This window comes from Paenibacillus wulumuqiensis (assembly GCF_000971965.1).
Lineage (GTDB): Bacteria > Bacillota > Bacilli > Paenibacillales > Paenibacillaceae > Saccharibacillus > Saccharibacillus wulumuqiensis.
Genome location: NZ_KQ040792.1, coordinates 471,056 through 491,315, shown reverse-complemented (window position 1 = coordinate 491,315; position 20,260 = coordinate 471,056). Strand labels below are relative to the sequence as shown.

Below are 20,260 nucleotides of genomic sequence, written 5' to 3'. Positions count from 1 at the left end.
TGCCAGGTAGTAGATCCGCTACCCGGCAGGCTGATGTAAGGCCATGCATAAATCAAATGGTATTCATTATTGTTCATAAGGGGGTATGAACCGGACTGCCTCAGCAGTTATTGCAGGTCAAAAGGGATGGGTTGCTGTATACGGCCGAACTGCAGATTAGCGGCCCAGGTAAGCGTTGAGCATCCAGGCAGCTTTCTCCACTTCACCGCGAATACCTGTCAGCAGGTCGGCAGTTGGGTGGTCAGCCAGCTCTTCAGCCAGTGTGATCGCTTCGCTCATCTCACCGGACAGGGTCGCAAAGTCTTCCACAACGGAAACGACCATTTGGTTGGCAGTTTCATTTCCTGTTGCTTCCAGCAGAGTGGACAGCTCCAGCTGTTCCTTGATGGTAGCGACCGGACGTCCGCCGATAGCCAGCAGGCGCTCTGCCACATCGTCCATATAACCGGTTACCTGATCATACAGTTCTTCGAATTTGGCATGCAGGGTGTAGAAGTTCTCGCCTTTGACATACCAGTGGAAGTTGTGAAGCTTGGTGTACAGTACGGACCAGTTGGCGATTTGAATGTTCAGTGCGTTATAAAGGGAATCGATCTGTGTATTCTCGGATGTATGGGTTTGATTATTTACAGTTGTCATAGTTAATTCCTCTTTTCTTTATTTTAAATTTAGACTTATTCTAATTCCTGATTTAATAATAACAGAACCTTTTGGATTTGGCTAGTCTTTTTTTATATTTTCATACCTGTTTCTGAAAAAGATTTTCCTCACTGCCTGCAGATCAGCTGTATGCCGCCAGCGGAGCCAGCCAGACCATGCCGGTGCCGCGGTATACGTTGACCAGTCCTTCACCGGAAGCGGCAGAGCCCATGCGGGTCTTGCCGGAGCGCTCCACGGTAAAGTTCAGCGAGTTGGACCACATCATCGCAAAGTTGCCGTCCACCTTGAGTTCATCATTTTGCAGTTCCACCACGACCGCTTCTTCCGATGGAATCGGCGCTTCCAGCGCGATGACGCCTTTGCCGCTGGCGCTCATATTGAACAGACCTTCCCCGCCCAGTACCGCAGAAGACAGATTGCTGCGCGCCGTCACGCCGATGCGCAGTGAAGTCTCACAGGCGAGGAACAATCCATCTTCGATCACCACTTCATCATTATCAACATCGATCAGCCAGATGTATTTGTAGGTAGGTTCCAGCAGAATCGTTCCTGTTCCTTTATAAAGTGGCTTGATCGCTCCCGTCCCGCTCGCTGCTCCGCCAAAAAAGCTGCGGACCGCCCCGCCTGCATCCTTGATCCCGGTCGTCATTTCCATCCGGCCGACAGTGTACTGCATCGCGCCTGCCTTCATCATAATCTCGCTGTTGTTCAGTTCGATCATCAGCTGCTTGCGGTGCATATTGCTGTGGGACATGTAATACTGCGCTGTAGCATCCACCACCGAGGTGGTGCTGAGATCCTTTATGTATTCCAGCACGGTAAAGCTGCCCAGTTTTTCCTTGATCACCGTATTGCTGTTATCTGTCAGATTGTTAATTACAAAAGCCATGATAAATCACTCCTTTTTGGTAATGGGGATATGCCGGGATGGTAGTTGGCTTCCTGTCTGCGCAGGTCTGCCAGAGATCCTGCTTCTATCTTAACGGAAGCGCGGCAGTAAGCAACGTTCTCTTCCTATATACTCCATATATTCAATAAGGGTTCTGAATTTTGAAATTTCTGCCGTTTTGTCACAAATAAATTAATCGACAGCTTTCGACCACATTCCTATTCCAAAGTAACCCTCAAATTCAATGTAAGCGATTGCTTTTGGTTGGTAGCTAACCTGTCCTAGTGCTTTCAGTTCAGAACCCGGTCCAGCAGACCAAAATCCACTTCTGTCAACGGACAGATGGCAAATTGACTGGTGCCCACTTTTTCTCATACTATGGTAGAAGCGTGGTTTGCTTTCTGCAAACCGAACATCATGTTGGAAATAGGCGTCATTGTTTATGTAAACCAAGTCAGGTATTTGCCATCCATGCAAATACACATCCAAAGGAGGTCCATTCGTGGATATTATTTCAGCCATTATTATGGGTATTATCGAAGGGCTCACCGAGTTCCTGCCGGTGTCCAGTACAGGTCATATGATTTTGACCGCTTTTCTGCTGGGACTGGACGAGAATTCCGAGCAGGTCAAATCATTTGAAATCGTCGTACAGCTCGGTGCCGTACTCGCCGTTGTTGTCCTGTACTGGCGCAAATTTATCGACATTCTGATGACGATTCCCGATTTGTTCCGCGGACGGCTCAAACAGGGCAATCGTCCAGGCGCTCCGCATCGTCTTAATATTTTACATATCGCACTGGCAATGCTGCCGGCTGTTGTGGTGGGATTGCTGCTGCATGACGTGATCAAAAAATACCTATTCGGTCCGCAAACGGTTGTATACAGTCTCGTGGTCGGCGGTCTGCTGATGATCTATGCCGAATGGCGCAAAGGTCGCAGCGCAGGCAATATGACGGTCGATGATATTACGTACAAGCAGGCTTTTGGCATCGGTCTGTTCCAGTGTCTGGCGCTGTGGCCGGGCTTCTCCCGTTCGGGTTCGACGATCTCCGGTGGTATCCTGCTCGGTGTATCCCACGTCGCTGCCGCCGAGTTTACCTTCCTAGTGTCCGTACCGATTATGTTCGGTGCAACCGGATATGATCTGTACAAGAGTGCCGAGTTCCTGAGTATGGACGATTTTGGATTTTTTGCAGCCGGCTTTATCACTTCCTTTATCGTGGCCATGATTGCGATCAAAACCTTCCTGAACCTGCTCAAGCGCCTGTCGCTGACCGTGTTTGCGATCTATCGTTTTGTGCTAGCTATCGTCTTCTTTGTTTTGCTGGCAATGTAAAATACAGCACGCTGGTCATGTGAATGGCTGGCGTGCTGTATTTTTATTTTCCCCTGCTGGCACGGTATTTGCCGTCCTGACGGAAAACGTAACAAAAAGAACATTGGTTTTTGAAACGATATCCTGTAAAATACGTATAACTTTAACTAATGTCATTTTTGTGCCTGCCTGGCACAGGGATTACGATAACGGACGGCTCTGCCGTCCCGACAAATGGGAGATGCTACTTGGATAATTTACCTTCTCGAAGGCGGCAGATGAGTGCACTGCTCTTTAGCCTGGTCATGCTGCTGTTCTGCCTGCCGTTTCAATCGGCAGACGAAACAGACTATGACTTTGCCGTTACGAACGGAATCAATCCGTGTAATATGTCATTCGGCTCAGCACGCCATACCTGTAACACAGATGACGGCAATAATATGCCGAATCTGCCGGCGCTGATGTCATTGACGGCCTTTTTTGCAGGCCAGACACGGATTGTGGCGATAGACCGCGCTCATCTGCTTTCCTCTATACCCCTCTTGCTTAAGCGCCTGCTTTTGGCCGCGCTCAAGTATCGGTCCAATTATATGGATAATGTGTCCGTACCTTGTTCTTAGCGAGGTTCATCGTCGTCACAGAGCTGCCATACGGCGGCATATCATAATCCAAATTGTATCGATGCGCAAACGCGCGAAGGGAGAGAATTTTTTTGTCAGACGGTGGTATAAATATAGGTCTTAATCTGACCTTGTTCGTTATTTTGATTATTTGTACGGCGTTTTTTGTTGTCGTGGAATTTGCAATTGTAAAGGTGCGTCCGAGCCGGATCGACCAGCTCATCGCCGAAGGGAACAAAAAAGCACGCTCGGCCAGACAGGTCATTTCCAATCTGGATGCCTACCTGTCCACGTGCCAGCTGGGGATTACCATTACGGCACTCGGACTTGGTATGCTCGGGGAGCCTACCGTTGAAGCGGTACTGGAACCGGTATTCCATGATATGAATGTACCTGCAGCGCTGTCGCATATTTTGTCCTATGCAATCGCCTTGATTTTGGTAACGTATTTCCACGTGGTGGTCGGTGAATTGACACCAAAAACCGTAGCCCTGCGCAAAGCGGAGCTGGTGACCCTTTACACGGCACGTCCGATTATTATTTTCAACCGCATCATGTACCCGTTCATCTGGCTGCTGAACGGATCGGCGAACGGCCTGTGCCGTCTGATTGGTCTGAAGCCTGCCAGCGAGAATGAAGAAGCCCACTCGGAAGAGGAACTTCAGATCATTCTGAACGAGAGTTACGAGAGCGGCAAGATCAACCAGAGTGAATTTGGCTATGTGAGCCGTATCTTTGCCTTTGACGAGATGATCGCCAAGGAACTGATGGTGCCGCGTACCGATATGGTCTGTCTGTTCACCGATAAGACTCCTGCCGAGAACCGCGAGATTATCCGCAGGGAGCAGTACACCCGTTTCCCGGTTGCCGAAGGCAGCAAAGATAATATTGTCGGTATGATCAATACCAAGCAGTTCTTCCTCGCGGCTGAAGAGCAGGCGAATCTGAATGTTGCTTCCCTGATCCATCCGGTCATGTCCGTATCCGAGACGATTCCGGTCAAGGATCTGCTGAAACGGATGCAGCTGGAAGGCACGCATATTGCGGTTCTGGTCGATGAATACGGCGGTACTTCGGGTATGATCACAATCGAGGATATTCTGGAAGAAATTGTCGGTGAGATTCGTGACGAATTCGATGCGGATGAAGAGGATGAGATTCAGCGGATCAATGAAGATCATCTGATCGTGGATGGTAAAGTATTTATTAACCGCGTGAACGATATTCTCAATATCGAACTGGATGATGAAGAGCTCGATACGATTGGCGGCTGGTTATACGGCCAGCGTCCCGACCTTCCGGCCGGTGCCGTGTACGAATTCGAGAACCTGAGCATCCGTGTGCTGCGCCGCGGTGTACGCCGCTACCGCAAGCTGGAGATTACCCGCAAGCCGGTAACTTCCAATGACGAAAACGATGAAAACAATGAATAACAGACCGTGTACCGATTCAGTGACAGGCTTTGTTCGCTGAATCATGGATACATCGGCTCTACCAAAATAGCATGCACAGCAGCCGCTTCCCGGATTCCGGTGAAGCGGCTGCTTTTTTGTGTATATTCTACTGTCTTTCAGTATACACTGCCGGTCGGCAGCATATTGGGCTGCTCACCGCGCATCAGGCTGCCCCACTGCAAGTACAGCTGACGGGCCTGGCCGCTCTCCAGCAGTGCTTTGGCATCGTATACGCCCTGTTCGACCGAACCGGATCTGCCGGCCAGGTAGAGGCGGTAGGCGCTGTTGAGCAGCACCTGGTGGGTAAAGGCCCGGTCGGCGGTGCCAGCGAATACCTGCTCGGTCACAGCGATCTGCGTCGCCGCTGTCCAGTTCATCTCCGGTACGGACATATCGAGAAAGTACGCTTCCGGATCAATAATCTCCAGCCGGGCTTCCCCATTCTCCACCCGGTAGGTACGGGTCGGACGGTCGATGAACAGATCCTCCGAGCCTTCCGGCCCCTGCACGATAAAGGCCCGTTCATAGTCCAGCCGCAGCAGCAGCTTGGACATCCGCTCAAAAAAGGTATTATGAAATACGCCATAGACCAGATACGGCGCCTGACTGTAGTTCATCAGCTTCTCGGCCGTATTCAGCACGGTTCGCACACCGATCTCTTCACGCAGCTGGCGCAGTTCGCCAAGCGGCGGACACCACTGCTCAGCCGCCACGAACAGCAGCCCCGTCTCGGTCGCCGCATGCAGCGCCTGATCGCGGGTCAGATGATGGGTATCCACACCCATCTCCCGCAGCAGCACCGGCAGCGTCACTCCCCATTTGGGCGGCAGCGGTTCACTGCCATGCAGCGTCACCGGCACACCTGCAGCGGCCAGCACAAAGGAAGTGGCAAACCCGGCGATAAACGATTTGACCCGTCCGTCATACGGCCCGGCGCAGTCCACTCCCCCTCCGCGAAAAGGTGTCCGCCAGGACAGCTGCCGGCATACATCCACAAACGCCTGCATCTCGTCCACATTTTCCATTTTCATGCGTTCCGCCATAAAAAAGGCGCCGATCTGTACATCGGATGCCTGTCTGTGCATTATCATACTGGCGACATGCAGCGATTCTTCGTAACTCAGATCACGGGAACCGCGCTTGCCGCGTCCGACTTCCTTGAGTATCTCGGTCATATTCATGTCAGATTCCTCCTCTGGCTCTACGATTGCAGCAGCTGATGCGCTTTGACGATGGCGGTCGCCACATCCACCATACGTTTACGTTCATTCATGGCCTTTTTGCGCAGCAGATCATAGGCTTCCGCTTCGGAAATATTTTTCATGTCGGCCAGGATGCCCTTGGCCATATCGATCCATTTGCGCTCTTCCAGCCGGGACTGCAGCTGGCTGCGCTCACTGGCCCACTGCTGCCGCTCCATGCACTGTCTGGCTGCAAAATGCAGGGCCCAGTGCAGCTCACGGTCACACATCGAAGGCGTAAGTATGCCGTCTATCGCAATCTCGGTCTCACAGGCTTCCGCAGAGGAAGAGGCGGTCTGCTGACTGCACCACCACAGCAGTGGAATCGGCCGGGACTGCGATAGCAGCTTCTCCCATTCGGGGATCTCCTCAATCGGCAGGTCCAGTACGGCCGCATCCGCTTCCCCGAGCAGCCGGAGCACGCGGGCAGAGCTGTTTCCATCGGCGACCTGTACCTGATAACCGTTCTCTTCCAGCATCATCTCGGGGAATAGGCCCGCTGCTGCCCGATTCGGATCATCCATGATATTTTCCATTCGAATAACGAGTAAGGAACGCATTATACAGATACTCCCTCCTATCCTGGTCCATCTGGTGCAGCAGAAAAGTTCACATATTATCTGTGAATAAGCTTTTATATGGATAAATCACTGGTAAAAATGAAATGAAATACAGTTTTTGATATTTTTCATGTAAACATAATTAACTTATAATTTCAAATAAAATTTTTATGTTATTTATATTGACACATAGTTATACATGTCTTATAGTTAGCGCATAAGTAACGAGAGGATACAATGATGTATCTGATAGAACGGCAATGAAGCCTGTTCCGTTATACTGCAAGCTGCGCTATTGCTGCGCCCTGCCTGCCGTGTAACCGGACAGGCTTTTTCTATTTTCATCATCTATTGTCTGTTCTGTCAGCAAACAGCCGCTCCGTCATATACAAGAGATGAATGGATACCTGGAGGGAGAGATTCGGATGAGAGAGAACAACCAACCGATCAAAAAGCTGGTACTGGCCGGCAACGGAATGGCCGGTGTACGCATGCTAGAGCATCTGCTCAAGCTGGCTCCGCAAGCTTATGAGATTACCATTTTCGGTGCAGAACCGCATCCCAACTATAACCGGATACTGCTGTCGTCGGTGCTTGCCGGTGGAGCAGATATGAATGATATCATCATCAACCAGCTGGACTGGTATACCGACAATGCCATCACCCTGCATACCGGCGATCCGGTCGTGCAGATTGATCCAACTGCCCGCCGGGTCATCTCATCCAAAGGCATTACCGCCGAATACGATGAACTGATTCTGGCGACCGGTTCCAGCGCCTTTATCCCGCCGCTGCCCGGCTCGGACAAAGACGGGGTCATCGGCTTCCGCGATATCCGGGACTGCGAGACGATGATGGAGACGGCCCGAACGCATCAAAAAGCCGCTGTCATTGGCGGCGGGCTGCTCGGACTGGAAGCGGCGCGCGGGCTGCTCAATCTGGGTATGGACGTCACGGTCATCCATATCAATGAGCATCTGATGGATCGCCAGCTCGATCGTCCGGCAGGACTGATGCTGCAGCAGGAGCTGGAAGCACAGGGTATGAAATTTCTGCTGAGCAAGCGCACCGTCGAACTGACCGGCAAGCGCCGGGTACAGGGATTGCGCTTTACCGACGGTACCTCGCTGGAAGCCGATCTGGTCGTCATGGCAGTCGGCATTCGTCCAAATATCCAGCTGGCCCAATCCGCCGGATTGAAGATCGGGCGCGGCATTCTCGTCGACGATTATATGCGCACCAACGTACCGGGCATCTCGGCGGTCGGCGAATGCGCGGAACACCGCGGCATCGGCTATGGACTCGTGGCACCGCTGTATGAACAGGGAACCGTACTCGCCAAGCGGCTTGCCGGTGTAGAGACGCTGCCGTATGAAGGCTCTGTCACCTCCACCAAGCTCAAAGTATCCGGCGTGGATGTATTCTCTGCCGGTGAGTTCCAGGATACACCGGATACCCGGTCGCTGCGGATACAGGACGATATCGATGGCATTTACAAAAAACTCGTTATGCGGGACGGACGGCTGATCGGCGCCGTACTGTTCGGAGACACATCGGATGGCGCCTCCCTCTTCTCCCTGATCAAGAGTGGTGAATCGGTCAAGGGCCGGGAAAAGGAACTGCTCACCGGCCAGCCAGCCGTCGGAGCTGCTGCCGTCTCTCCGCTCCAGCGGCTGGAAAGTATGCCGGATGACGAGATTGTCTGCGGCTGCAACGGAGTCAGCAAGGCTGCTATCGGCGATGCGGTTCAGAACAAAGACTGCAATACGATGAAGTCACTCAAAGCCTGCACCAAAGCATCCGCTTCCTGCGGCGGCTGTGCACCGCTCGTCGAAGGACTGCTGCAGCTGTACGCCGGCGACAATGCCGGGGCAGCGGTCAAGGAAGGCATCTGCGGCTGTACCTCACTTGACCGGGACGAAGTGGTGTCCGAGATCCAGCGCATGGGACTCAAAACCGTACGTGAAGTGATGCATGTGCTGGACTGGGCCGAACCGGAAGGCTGCTCCAAATGCCGCCCGGCCCTCAACTACTATCTGGGCATGCTGTGGCCCGGCGAATACGAGGATGAAAAAGAATCCCGGTTCACCAACGAACGCTATCACGCCAATATCCAGAAAGACGGCACCTACTCGGTCGTGCCCCGCATCTATGGCGGCGTCACTTCACCTGCCGATCTGATGAAAATCGCCGCTGTCGCAGAGAAATACAATGTGCCGCTCGTCAAATTCACCGGCGGACAGCGTCTCGATTTGCTTGGCATTCAAAAGGAAGACCTGCCGAAGATCTGGGAAGAGCTGGACATGCCATCCGGTCATGCCTACGGCAAAACACTGCGTACCGTTAAAACCTGTGTCGGCGACACCTTTTGCCGGTTTGGTACCAAGGATGCGATGGGTATGGGGATCAGGCTGGAAAAAGCATTTGAACGCATGGATACTCCTGCCAAGGTCAAGCTGGCGGTCTCCGGCTGTCCGCGCAACTGCGCCGAATCTGGTATCAAGGATGTGGGCATCGTTGCCCTGGACGGCGCCTGGGAGCTGTACGTGGGCGGCAATGGCGGTGTGAAGATCCGTGCCGGTGAGCTGCTCTGTACGGTGAAGACGGAGGATGAAGTCATGGAGTGGACATCTGCCTTTCTCCAGTATTACCGGGAAAGTGCCCGCTGGAATGAGCGTACCGCCGCCTGGATAGAACGTGTCGGTCTCGATTCCATCAAGGAAAAGCTGGCCGATACAGATACCCGTCAGGCGCTGGTCAGCCGGATCGAAGAGACACTGAGCTACACAACCGATCCATGGAAGAAGATTATCGAAGACGACAGCCTGCGCAAAAACTTTGAAGACCTGAGCGGAGCAGCAGCACTGAGCGGATCGTCACCGGCACGCCACTAATCTAAGGAGGGATCAGCGATGAACAGAATGCAAATCGCCCACATTTCCGATATCGATGTCAAAGGATCACGCACCTTCACCCTGGGAGAGACGGAAGTCGCCTTGTTCCGACTTAGCGACGGCAGCATTCACGCTGTCGAGAACCGTTGTCCCCATAAGGGCGGCAAGCTGTCGGAAGGCATGGTCTGCGGCACCACGGTTCACTGCCCGCTGCATGACTGGAAAATCGAACTTCGCAGCGGCAGAGTCCAGGAACCGGATGAAGGCTGTGTGAATACCTTTGCGACCGAGATTGACGAGCACAGTGGGTCCATCTATATCACGCTCCCTTCACTGGCAGCCAGGTAGGATACAGCAGGTACGTATTTAATCTTTATAAGGAGGCCATGCGATGAACAGAGGACAGGGAATGGTAAGCATCATCGGCGCAGGACCGGGCGATCCGGAGCTGATCACGGTTAAGGCGCTGCGGCGGATCGAGCAGGCCGATGTGATTCTGTATGACCGGCTCGTCAGCGAGGAACTGCTGCAGTACGCGCGTCCGGAAGTACGGCGAATCTACTGTGGCAAGTCCCCGGGTCTGCATCATATGAGTCAGCAGGCTATTCATCGTACACTGCTGCAGCATGCTTCGGCCGGACTGCATGTGGTGCGGCTCAAAGGTGGCGATCCGCTCGTCTTTGGCCGCGGCGGCGAAGAAGCGCTGTTCCTGCAGGAGCATGGCATGGACTATGAAATCGTGCCCGGTGTGACGGCAGCGATCGGCGCGGCGGCAGGTGCGGATATTCCGCTGACGCATCGCGGGATAGCGACTTCCTTTGCCTGTGTGACCGCCAGCCGTGCACAATCGGAAGCTGGCAGCGAATCCGCCGGAGATGGAGTGCGCTGGGATCTGCTCGCCGGCAGTGTGGATACGCTGGCCATTTACATGGGCGTCAGCCAACTGCAGCAGATCTGTACCGAACTGGTACGCTATGGACGGCCTGCCGACACGCCGGTCGCCATTATCGAGAATGGTACGACTGCTGTCCAGCGGGTGCTGACCGGTACGCTGGAAGATATCCATGCGATTGCACAGGCCGCCCGGCTAGGCAATCCGGCGCTGATTATCGTCGGTGAGGTCGTGCGCGTCCGGGAACAGTTGATGCAGATCCGGCAGCAAGCACAGACCATGATCGGGTGAAGTCCAATATAATCATTTTACACCGGTGTTGAAGCTGGCATACCGGAAAGGCTGTAAACCGCTTGGTGGAGCGACTTTTTCTTCGTCTTCGGAATGCTGACTTGCCTGCAGGACCACGAACCGGGCTCAAATTAAACACCAACAACCATTTGCCATTATGCAAAAAAGCTGTTCCCTGCGTACCCAGATGGATACGTGAGGAACAGCTTTTTTGGGATTGGATTGTATATGGGGATGTATATGACAGCATGCTTGTCTTTCATATATCTGCAATTCGATACCGTCAGATTCCGCCTGCCAGGGACTTCAGTAACGTGCCGGTGCCGCCTTTTGAGCCAGTGCGATCATATAGTCGGAGAACGCCTGCGGATCGGTATCATATACCAGATTCACCGGGCGTCCGTCTGCTTGTTCCACCGTTCTGCCCTGGGAAGGACCCTCCGGAATGACGATGCAGTTGATCGTTTTCTTACTCACCAGCTCCGGCTTGCCGATCGACAGTGTCGTCAGCACATCCCAGAAATAGTAGGTGGAATTGTTCTCCATATGGACGAGCGGCGGGCAGCAGGCATAACAGTTGCCGAGGAAATCGACACCTTCATACCGGCGCTCGGATGCCCAGCGCTTGCGAATCTTCAGATCCAGCGGCACTTTGATCGTGCTCTCCAGGGCGACCAGATCAATCTCGATACCGCTTTGCCATACACGGTGAGCGGCTTCCGGGTCCCAGAATACATTCCATTCTGCCGTACCGTCATGCTCGGGCTCATCCACATTGCCGCGCTCGAATCCGCCGCCCATCCAGACCAGCTTGTTGATCTTGTCTTCGATCTCCGGCGCTTCATCCAGCGCGCGCGCCAGATCGGTGAGCGGTCCGGTGAACAGCAGCGTCGTCTTGCCTTCGGTCGCCAGCAGCTGACGAATCATATGGCGGTGAGCCGGCAGTTCGGACAGCGGTGCTTCCATCGTACCGGATTCATTCAGAATCGGCAGTGCATCCACATAAAAGGTATGCATCCGCCATGCCGGCGGGAACGGATTTTTGCCACGTGAATTGGATTTAGCCGTCTCCGGTGCATAGGTACCAAAACGATCGATAATTTTGCGGCTCGCATCCGCTCCCGGCTCCAGATAGCCGTCGGCCGGAATAACCGATACGCCGGTCAGGCGAACATTATCCATCTGCAGCAGCATAAACAGCGATACCAGATCATCGACACCGGCATCATGGTTAAAATATACGGATTGAATCTGTGACATATTATTCCATTCCCCCAATTTCATGCTGATCGGCGAAACGATTCTGCCTTATCCCAGGCCAAGAGCGCTTCCCTCTATGGAAGCGCTCTTGAAACTCTGCGGCTATTCCTGCTGTGCATCCTCGCTTCGACTCTACCTTGCTCTCTCCTATTATGGGGGATAGCATACCAAATCGCTAGAGTTAGTTCCCTGATCTGTCGTCTCAGTCACCTGTCAATCAGCCCGAGACCGGCTGTTCGCCAACCAGAAAAGTCAGCTTGCCTGGCAGCACGCCCAGCTCTGCTGGCGTCTCCAGATAGATTTCCCCATCCGTATCCGCCGGCATCGGCTGCTCTGTCCGGATATTCAGGCGGCTCGTCTGGATATATTCGATCGTACTGCTCTCCGGACTCCACTGGCCCGGCGTCTTGCGACTGAGCAGCTCTCGCAGCAGCGGCAGTCCCGCTTCCCGGATAATCAGCACATCCAGCAGTCCGTCCTCCAGCGACTCATCGTGAAATGGCAGCGGATTAGTCCCGAGATAGCGGCCATTGGCAGCATAGATCATCACCGCTTCACCGGCAATCTCTCCTCCGTCATGACTCAACTCAAATCGGAACGGCTCTGCGGTCCGCACCGTCTGCAGGGTACTGAGAAAATATCCCAGCTTGCCGAAGGCCCCTTTGATATCCGAATTGATATTCTGGGACGTCTCCGAGATCAGTCCGATTCCATAGAAGTTGGTAAAATAGTGCCCATTGGCAGTGCCGATATCCATCGTGCGGGTGCGCCGTTCATTGAGCACCTCTGCCGCTCTTGGCAGCTGCTGGGGCATCCACAATGTACGGGAAAAGTCATTGCATGTGCCGCCGGGCAGTACTCCAATGACCGGAGGTGACTCCAGTACGGCCAGCCCGTTCACACATTCATGCACCGTTCCATCTCCACCCAGAATATACAGTACATCGTACTGCTCTCCCAGCTCGCGGCAAATCTGCTGGGCTTCTCCCGGCTCGCTCGTACGCCGTACATTCAGTTCAGGCAGCTCCGCAGACAGAATACCAAGCACCGCTCCAACCTGTGCGCTGTCTACCGAACCCGCATTGCCGTTATAGATCAATAAGCCTTTGCTATACATCATGAATTCCTCCTGTCGATAATAGGGAATAATCAGCTGCTACGGAATATATTTCAAACATAAGCAAGCGATTTCAGGACATTCCGGTATATTTTCATCGATTGGTTGAGATATAATAGGAATTGGTCGTGAAATCTGCCCTTTTTGCAATTAATTGATTAAATTCTGCTTTTTATTGGGCTTGCAGCTTTTTTTATGATATAATTTATATAGGTATATTATCATTTTTAATTTGAGATAAGTAAATATTGTTGAATAGTTCGATACAGGCGCTATCCGGTTACAGTATATTTACGTATAATACAGGGGATTTCAAACACCTGAATTGTATTTACTTTATAACTGTCTATAATCCGGTCTGCGATCCGGATGGTGATCGACAGGAATGCTATTGCAGCGCGTATGGAATTAATCAACAATCCTGCCTACATTACTGGAGAGAGAGGATTGCGTATGCCAAGAAGACACCGTAAGCTTACCTTTGCCCAATTGCTCGCCAAGTTCATCTTTATCACCACAGGTGCCGTGATGATGGCGGTCGCGCTGGAGATTTTCCTGATTCCGAACAGTGTAATTGATGGCGGAATCACCGGTATTTCGATTATTTTATCAGAGCTGTCTTCGATTCAGCTCGGGATATTCATTTTTATCATTAACGTACCGTTTCTGATTATCGGCTATAAGCAGATCGGTAAGACGTTTGCCTTTTCCACCTTATACGGTATCGCCGTCATGTCATTAATGACTGTCTACCTGCACGATGTGCCTGCACTCACCGATGACAAGATGCTCGCCAGCATGTTCGGCGGGGTGATTCTCGGCTTCGGGATCGGGCTTGTTATCCGGTTCGGCGGCTCGCTCGACGGAACCGAGATCGTCGCTATCCTGTTGTCCAAGAAATTCCATATGCCGGTTGGACAGATCGTTATGCTTATCAACGTATTTATCTTTGCGGCTGCCGGATTCGTCTTCGGCTGGGATTCCGCGATGTTCTCCATTTTCACCTATTACATCGCCGCCAAGGTAATGGACATTGTGGTTGAGGGTCTGGAAGAATCCAAATCCGTCACCATCATCTCCCAGGAATACGAAGAAATCTCCCAGGCGATCATGGACCGTCTTGGACGCAACACAACCTTCATGTATGCCAAGGGCGGTTATTCCAAGGAAGACACACAGGTAATCTACTGCGTGGTCAGCCGTCTGGAACTCGCCAAGCTGCGCAATATTGTGCATGATATTGATGAGACCGCATTCCTCGCGGTCGAGCATGTGAGTGAAGTGATCGGCGGGAATTTTGAGAAGAAGAGTATTCACTAAGACAGCGATTTGAATATTATTTGATGGAGGAAGCCACCTGATGAGTGATCATGGTGGCTTTTTCTTTTGAGGACTTCAGAGTAGCGTGCTAAGGGGGTGTGCGGCATTTATTCAACGTTTAAGTTTAGTGCAGTGGCGGGGATTGCAGCATTCACTCCAGAAAGGAATAAGAGCACGTCCTCCGGTTAAGCCTGGAGATCCCTGAATTGGATATTGGAAATGGGGATCTCCAGGCTTAAAGGTCGTCCTTTGCTCTTATTTCCTTTCTTGCGTTACGTGGAATGATGTCATTGGCTGCTTGTTGATTTACTTCGCGTTTAGCTTTAGCTTCATAATACCTCAGTATTGGTGGAGCAGCTGTATTTCTTCGTCGTTAGTGGGTAAATTGGGTTGGTTTCTGCTAGGCAGTTTGGTTGGTCGATGGATCGGATTTTTTAAATGTCATTCTCCGAAGATATACATTTGCGATTTGAAGGATGGGTTCTCTTCTAGTGGTTAGCTGGTACAATACATCTATATCGCTGTCATGGCAGCTGGGGGAGGGGTTATTTATGAGCAGTTCTGATAGGCAGTCATCGGATCGAGCCAGGGTGGCTAGGATGGTGCTTCAGTTGGAGGGGGCTAATATGCGTGAGCTTAGGGAGGCTGATCCGAGGCTTGGGCGGTTGATTGAGTTGATTGGGCCGCTGGAGATTCCGCTGCGGGCTGATCCATTTGTGTCGTTGGTCTCCTCGATTATTTCCCAGCAGCTGTCGGTCAAGGCGGCGGCGACGATCTGGGGGCGGGTTACCGAATTGTGCGGGCCGGAGATGAGCGCGTGTACGATGGCTGCCTTATCGGATGAGCAGCTGCGTTCGGTCGGGGTCTCGATGTTCAAAATCCGCTATATCCGCGATCTGTGCGACAGGGTCATGAGCGGGGAACTGCCGCTGGACCAGCTGGATGAGCTGCCTGACGAAGAAGTGATGAAGACGCTCGTCGCGGTAAAAGGCATCGGGCGCTGGACAGCCGAGATGTTCCTGATCTTCAGCCTCGGGCGCACCGGTATCCTCTCTCATGGCGATGCCGGACTGCAGCGCGCGGCCCGCTGGCTGCATAATATGGAGGAACGCGACGATGCCGGCTATACCCAGCAGCATGAGCTGAACTGGGCCGCCTATCCGACTGCTGCCTCCCTCTATCTGTGGGAAGCGATCAATATCGGCTGGGTGGATTCGGGGAAAAGCTTCGACGAGTACAGTGCCGGCTTATCCGGGGATACTTCTGCCGATAGCTGAAAATTGTAATGATCCACATATCCCTACGCTTGCACACGGATCTTCTACAGATACGGATTTTCTCCAACCTGCACATAAAAGGCCCGTTAACCGGATAGCATCCTATCCAATCAACGGGCCTTTTCATCTTTTCACTATTACCTCGCTTGATATGCTGCATCCCTGCAGCACTGTTACCGATCTCAGCCGGCTTCCTGTCCGGAGAACTGGCTGTTGTACAGGTCGGCGTAGAATCCGCCGCTTTCCAGCAGTTCCTCATGGGTTCCCTGCTCGATCACTTCACCATGGTTCATCACCAGGATTAGATCCGCTCCGCGAATCGTGGACAACCGGTGCGCTATGACGAAGCTCGTCCGTCCCTGCATCAGCTCGTTCATCGCCTGCTGGATCAGCACTTCGGTACGGGTATCGACACTGCTCGTCGCCTCATCCAGAATCAGGATCGACGGATTCGCCAGAATGGCGCGGGCGATCGTCAGCAGCTGCTTTTGCCCCTGGGAAATGTTCGACGCTTCCTCATTCAGCACGGTATCATAGCCTTCCGGCAGCGTACGGATAAAATGGTCCGCCCGTGCAGCTTCGGCTGCCTGTATAATCTCCGCTTCGGTCGCATGCTCGCGTCCATAGGCGATATTATCGCGGATCGGACCGCCGAACAGCCAGGTGTCCTGCAGCACCATACCGAACAGACTGCGCAGCTCTCCGCGTGACATCTCCCGGATATCCTGACCATCGATCAGGATGCGTCCACCATTCAGTTCATAGAACCGCATCAGCAGATTGATCAGCGTCGTCTTGCCGGCGCCGGTTGGACCGACAATCGCGACGGTCTGGCCGGCTTTTACATGAATGTTCATATCCTGAATGAGCAGCTGATCCGGCTTGTAGCCGAACTGTACATGCTCAAAATCCACATTGGCCTGGAATCCCGGTCTTGTCACAGGCTGCGTTGCCTGATCGGCTGCGACTGAACCAGCAGCTGTCCCATCTGCATGGCTGGCTGCGGAAGTGGCAGCTGCAGCCGGAGCAGCAAGTGTGCCCGGCAGATGATCTTCTTCTTCCTCTTCATCCAGCACCTCAAATACTCGTTCTGCCGACGCAATCGCCGATTGGATAATATTCGAGATATTGGCCAGCTGGGTGATCGGCTGGGAGAACTGGCGCGCATATTGGATAAAGGCCTGAATCCCGCCGATTCCGATGCTGCCGCGCGTCACCATGATCCCGCCGACCACGCAGATCAGCACAAAGCCGATATTGCTGACAAAGTTCATCAGGGGCATGATCGTACCGGAGATAAACTGTGCTTTCCAGCCGGAATCATACAGATCATTATTGAGCGTATCAAATTCCTCTACAGCCTTGCGCTCCTGTCCGAATGCCTTGACGATCGAGTGACCGGTATACAGCTCTTCCACATGCCCGTTCAATCGTCCCAGGGCCGCCTGCTGTCCGGCAAAATGCTTTTGCGAACGCTTGGCGACAACAATGGTCACGATCAGGCTGAGCGGAATGGTAAGCACGGTAATAAGCGTCAGGATCGGGCTGAGCGTCAGCATCATGATAATGACACCTATCAGCGTAACGATCGACGTAATCATCTGCGTCAGACTCTGCTGCAGGGTCGTACTGATATTGTCCATATCATTGGTGACACGGCTCAGCACTTCCCCGTGCGTATGCCGGTCATAGTAGCGCAGCGGCAGGCGGGTCAGCTTGCCTTTGACTTCGCGACGCATCTCGTAGACGGTATTCTGGGCAACCCCTGATATAAAATACTGCTGCAAATAAGCGAACAGCGAGCTGAACAGATACAGCCCGCCCAGCATGAGCAGCAGCCGGAAAATGTAATCAAAATTAATCTCGCGCCCGCCGGTAACACTGGTGAACAGCTCATCCGTCGCCAGTCCAAGAATACGCGGCGAGACAATGCTGAACAATGTACTGAGAATCGCCGCGGCCAGTACACCAATCAGCGGCACCCAGTGGGGCTTGAGGTAGGCGGTTAGACGACGCAGTGTTCCTTTAAAATTTTTGGGTTTGGCCCCCGGCAGCGACATGCCGGGCGGGCCGCCCGGGCCACCCATGGGTCCTCCCTGAGGCTTCGCTGATGATCGGTTTCTCGATGGTTCACTCATGCGATTTCCTCCTCGGACAGCTGGGAAGATACGATCTGACGGTATACTTCACAGGTGTCCATTAATTCACGGTGTGTGCCGATACCGGCCATACGGCCTTCATCGAGCACGATAATCCGGTCGGCATCCATCACGGTACTCACCCGCTGGGCGACCATCAGTACAGTCGCCTCGGTCGTCTCCTCGCGGAGGGCAGCGCGCAGCCGGGCATCGGTCTTGAAGTCCAGTGCCGAGAAGCTGTCATCGAAAATATACAGCTCCGGCCGCCGTACCAGCGCCCGCGCAATCGACAAACGCTGTTTTTGCCCGCCGGACACATTGGAACCGCCCTGAGCGATCTCCGACCGATAGCCTTCCGGCATACCCGAGATAAATTCATCCGCCTGCGCGATACGGGCAGCATGGATTATCTCTTCATCGGTCGCCGTCTCGTGGCCATAGCGGATATTGTCCGCAATCGTGCCGCTGAACAGCATCGCTTTTTGCGGAACATAACCGATCCGAGACCGCAGGGCAGACTGCTCCAGCTCACGTACATCGGTGCCGTTCACTTCGATCCGGCCGCTGCTCACATCATAGAAGCGCGGAATCAGATTGACCAGCGTTGACTTGCCTGAGCCGGTACCGCCGATAATCGCGGTCACTTCACCTCGTCTGGCTTCAAAGGTAATATGCTCCAGCGCAGCCTGCTCGGCGCCCGGATAATGAAACGTCACATCGTCAAACTTCAGCGTCACCGGCTGCTGACGTTCATTGGACAGCTGTACCGGTTCTGTCGGATTCACAATATCCGGCTGCATGTCCAGCACCTCATTGATCCGTGTCGCCGAAGCCGAAGCTCTCGGTACCATGACAAAGATCACCGATAGCATCAGGAACGAGAACAGAATCTGGGTCGCATACTGGACAAAGGCCATCAGGTCACCGACCTGCATCCGTCCGTAGCTGATCTCCACACTGCCAAAGCCGATAATCGCAATAATCGAAAAGTTCAACACGATCATCATGACCGGCATCATCAATGCCATCAGCTTGTTGACCCGGATCGCCGTATCGGCCAGACCGCGGCTGGCACCGTCGAACCGTTTGTTCTCATAACGATCCCGGTTAAAGGCACGGATGACCCGGATACCGGTCAGATTCTCGCGAATGACCATGTTGAGCTTGTCCAGCCGGGTCTGCATTTCTTTGAACAGCGGCATTCCTTTGCGGCCAATCAGGAAAATGGCCAGACCGAGTACCGGAATGACCACGACAAAGATCAGCGACAGCTGAGCCTGCTTGGAGATCGCCATGATCAGACCGCCCAGCATCATCAGCGGGGCCATCAGCATCATGCGCAGCATCATCGTCAGCACCTGCTGCAGCTGGGTAATATCATTGGTCGTACGTGTAATCAATGAAGCCGTACCGATACGGTCAAATTCCTGCAGCGAGAAGTTCTCCACATGCGCAAATACGCGGCTGCGCAGATCACGCCCGAACCCGATCGCGACTTTGGCCGAAAAATAACTGGCCGTGATCGAACATAACATCCCAACCGCGGCGAAAATAATCATATAGGAGCCGATACGCCAGATATACGGCGTGTTACCGGCGGCAATCCCGGTATCCACAATATCCGCCATCAGCGTCGGCAGGAACAATTCCGACATCGTTTGCAAAAAAGTAAGCACCAGAATAAGCCCTATTATTGGATAATAAGGCCGCAGCTGGCGGAGCAGTCTAGTCACCCAGACCATCTCCCTTATGGGCAGGTTCTACCGGTTCAAACACCCGATCCTGGAAATACTCAAATACACGTCCCAGCAGTTCGGACAATTTGCGGCTGTCCTCTTCGCCGAGATAATCTACCAGTCCTTCAAAAGAAGTCTTGAAGACAGCCAGGGACTGATCCATAATGGTCTCGCCTTTATCCGTTAAGGTTACACGAACCGCGCGGCGGTCAGTCTGATCCATATTGCGCTCCACCAGGCCATCATTTTCCATGCCCTTGATTAACTGGGTTACCGTCGGAGAAGTGACACGAAGCATACGGCTCAGTTCGGATACCTGAATCCCGCAGCTTTTGCAGTCTTCCTGATTGCCGATACAGATCAGTGCCATAATCTCACTCGGCTTATAGCCGGCGACCGGCTTTTGGCGCCAGTCCGCTCTGCGGAACAGGCGGAATGCACGCAACAATTCCTCACCCATTGGTGATATTCCTTCAAACTTCAGTTCTTCATCCACAGTCATTCACCCCGAGATCTATATACTATTATTTAGTTAGACTATTTATTAGGTTACCTAATTTTATAACTCTCATTAAATTCTTGTCAATCATTAG

The 20,260-nt window shown here is 53.0% G+C and carries 17 protein-coding genes; 8 read left to right on the top strand and 9 right to left on the bottom strand.

From position 1 onward, the window contains the following. Positions 1-156: 156 nt before the first annotated feature. Both WH45_RS02145 and WH45_RS02140 read right to left on the bottom strand, forming a co-directional pair. Positions 157-639, bottom strand: coding sequence for a Dps family protein (locus WH45_RS02145; RefSeq protein WP_046212729.1), 483 nt, complete (start codon positions 637-639; stop codon positions 157-159). A 142-nt stretch (positions 640-781) separates the two neighbouring features. After that, on the bottom strand, positions 782-1,549 hold the full coding sequence (locus tag WH45_RS02140; RefSeq protein WP_046212728.1) for an AIM24 family protein: 768 nt from the start codon (positions 1,547-1,549) through the stop codon (positions 782-784). A gap of 502 nt (positions 1,550-2,051) precedes the next feature. Between WH45_RS02140 and bacA the strand changes: the two genes are divergently transcribed. The 3 genes from bacA (at position 2,052) to WH45_RS02120 (ending at position 4,920) form a co-directional block, all read left to right on the top strand. Then, positions 2,052-2,888: an undecaprenyl-diphosphate phosphatase gene (gene bacA, locus WH45_RS02130; protein WP_046212726.1), complete on the top strand. Its 837-nt coding sequence runs from the start codon at positions 2,052-2,054 to the stop codon at positions 2,886-2,888. Between the two features lie 227 nt (positions 2,889-3,115). After that, positions 3,116-3,487 (top strand): hypothetical protein, encoded by a 372-nt coding sequence (locus WH45_RS02125; RefSeq protein ID WP_152663463.1) that lies wholly within the window; start codon positions 3,116-3,118, stop codon positions 3,485-3,487. Positions 3,488-3,579: 92 nt separating this feature from the next. After that, positions 3,580-4,920 (top strand): hemolysin family protein, encoded by a 1,341-nt coding sequence (locus WH45_RS02120; protein ID WP_046212724.1) that lies wholly within the window; start codon positions 3,580-3,582, stop codon positions 4,918-4,920. 137 nt (positions 4,921-5,057) lie between these two features. Here WH45_RS02120 and WH45_RS02115 read toward each other — a convergent pair whose 3' ends face one another. Together WH45_RS02115 and WH45_RS02110 are read right to left on the bottom strand one after the other, a co-directional pair. Beyond that, a complete protein-coding gene (locus WH45_RS02115; protein WP_046212723.1) occupies positions 5,058-6,122 on the bottom strand; it encodes an anthranilate phosphoribosyltransferase in 1,065 nt (354 codons plus the stop codon). Positions 6,123-6,142: 20 nt separating this feature from the next. Next, positions 6,143-6,742, bottom strand: coding sequence for an ANTAR domain-containing response regulator (locus WH45_RS02110; protein ID WP_046212722.1), 600 nt, complete (start codon positions 6,740-6,742; stop codon positions 6,143-6,145). 425 nt (positions 6,743-7,167) lie between these two features. Here WH45_RS02110 and nirB point away from each other — a divergent pair, with 425 nt between their 5' ends. Genes nirB through cobA form a run of 3 tightly spaced genes read left to right on the top strand, consistent with a single transcriptional unit; the run spans position 7,168 to position 10,819 of the window. Continuing rightward, the gene (gene nirB / locus WH45_RS02105; RefSeq protein WP_046212721.1) at positions 7,168-9,636 is read left to right on the top strand and encodes a nitrite reductase large subunit NirB; all 2,469 of its coding nucleotides are present in this window, start codon (positions 7,168-7,170) and stop codon (positions 9,634-9,636) included. Between the two features lie 18 nt (positions 9,637-9,654). Then, positions 9,655-9,984, top strand: coding sequence for a nitrite reductase small subunit NirD (gene nirD, locus WH45_RS02100; RefSeq protein WP_046212720.1), 330 nt, complete (start codon positions 9,655-9,657; stop codon positions 9,982-9,984). Positions 9,985-10,027: 43 nt separating this feature from the next. After that, the gene (cobA, locus tag WH45_RS02095) at positions 10,028-10,819 is read left to right on the top strand and encodes a uroporphyrinogen-III C-methyltransferase (protein ID WP_046212719.1); all 792 of its coding nucleotides are present in this window, start codon (positions 10,028-10,030) and stop codon (positions 10,817-10,819) included. A gap of 306 nt (positions 10,820-11,125) precedes the next feature. Here the strand turns inward: cobA and WH45_RS02090 are convergent, their stop codons facing one another. Together WH45_RS02090 and WH45_RS02085 are read right to left on the bottom strand one after the other, a co-directional pair. Continuing rightward, complete coding sequence (locus WH45_RS02090; RefSeq protein ID WP_046212718.1) at positions 11,126-12,079, bottom strand: nucleoside hydrolase; 954 nt, start codon at positions 12,077-12,079, stop codon at positions 11,126-11,128. A gap of 217 nt (positions 12,080-12,296) precedes the next feature. Then, positions 12,297-13,199: a diacylglycerol/lipid kinase family protein gene (locus WH45_RS02085; RefSeq protein ID WP_324292912.1), complete on the bottom strand. Its 903-nt coding sequence runs from the start codon at positions 13,197-13,199 to the stop codon at positions 12,297-12,299. Between the two features lie 450 nt (positions 13,200-13,649). Between WH45_RS02085 and WH45_RS02080 the strand changes: the two genes are divergently transcribed. Both WH45_RS02080 and WH45_RS02075 read left to right on the top strand, forming a co-directional pair. Continuing rightward, positions 13,650-14,516: a YitT family protein gene (locus WH45_RS02080; RefSeq protein ID WP_046212928.1), complete on the top strand. Its 867-nt coding sequence runs from the start codon at positions 13,650-13,652 to the stop codon at positions 14,514-14,516. A gap of 626 nt (positions 14,517-15,142) precedes the next feature. After that, a complete protein-coding gene (locus WH45_RS02075) occupies positions 15,143-15,793 on the top strand; it encodes a DNA-3-methyladenine glycosylase family protein (RefSeq protein ID WP_235338220.1) in 651 nt (216 codons plus the stop codon). A gap of 182 nt (positions 15,794-15,975) precedes the next feature. On the opposite strand, the gene WH45_RS02070 is transcribed toward WH45_RS02075, so the two are convergent. Genes WH45_RS02070 through WH45_RS02060 form a run of 3 tightly spaced genes read right to left on the bottom strand, consistent with a single transcriptional unit; the run spans position 15,976 to position 20,127 of the window. Beyond that, the gene (locus WH45_RS02070; RefSeq protein WP_046212715.1) at positions 15,976-17,931 is read right to left on the bottom strand and encodes an ABC transporter ATP-binding protein; all 1,956 of its coding nucleotides are present in this window, start codon (positions 17,929-17,931) and stop codon (positions 15,976-15,978) included. Then, entirely contained in the window at positions 17,928-19,664 is a 1,737-nt protein-coding gene (locus tag WH45_RS02065; protein ID WP_046212714.1) for an ABC transporter ATP-binding protein, read from the bottom strand. The genes WH45_RS02070 and WH45_RS02065 overlap by 4 nt, the downstream gene beginning before the upstream one ends. Beyond that, positions 19,657-20,127 (bottom strand): MarR family winged helix-turn-helix transcriptional regulator, encoded by a 471-nt coding sequence (locus WH45_RS02060; protein WP_046212713.1) that lies wholly within the window; start codon positions 20,125-20,127, stop codon positions 19,657-19,659. Before WH45_RS02060 ends, WH45_RS02065 begins: the two co-directional genes overlap by 8 nt. Positions 20,128-20,260 lie beyond the last annotated feature (133 nt).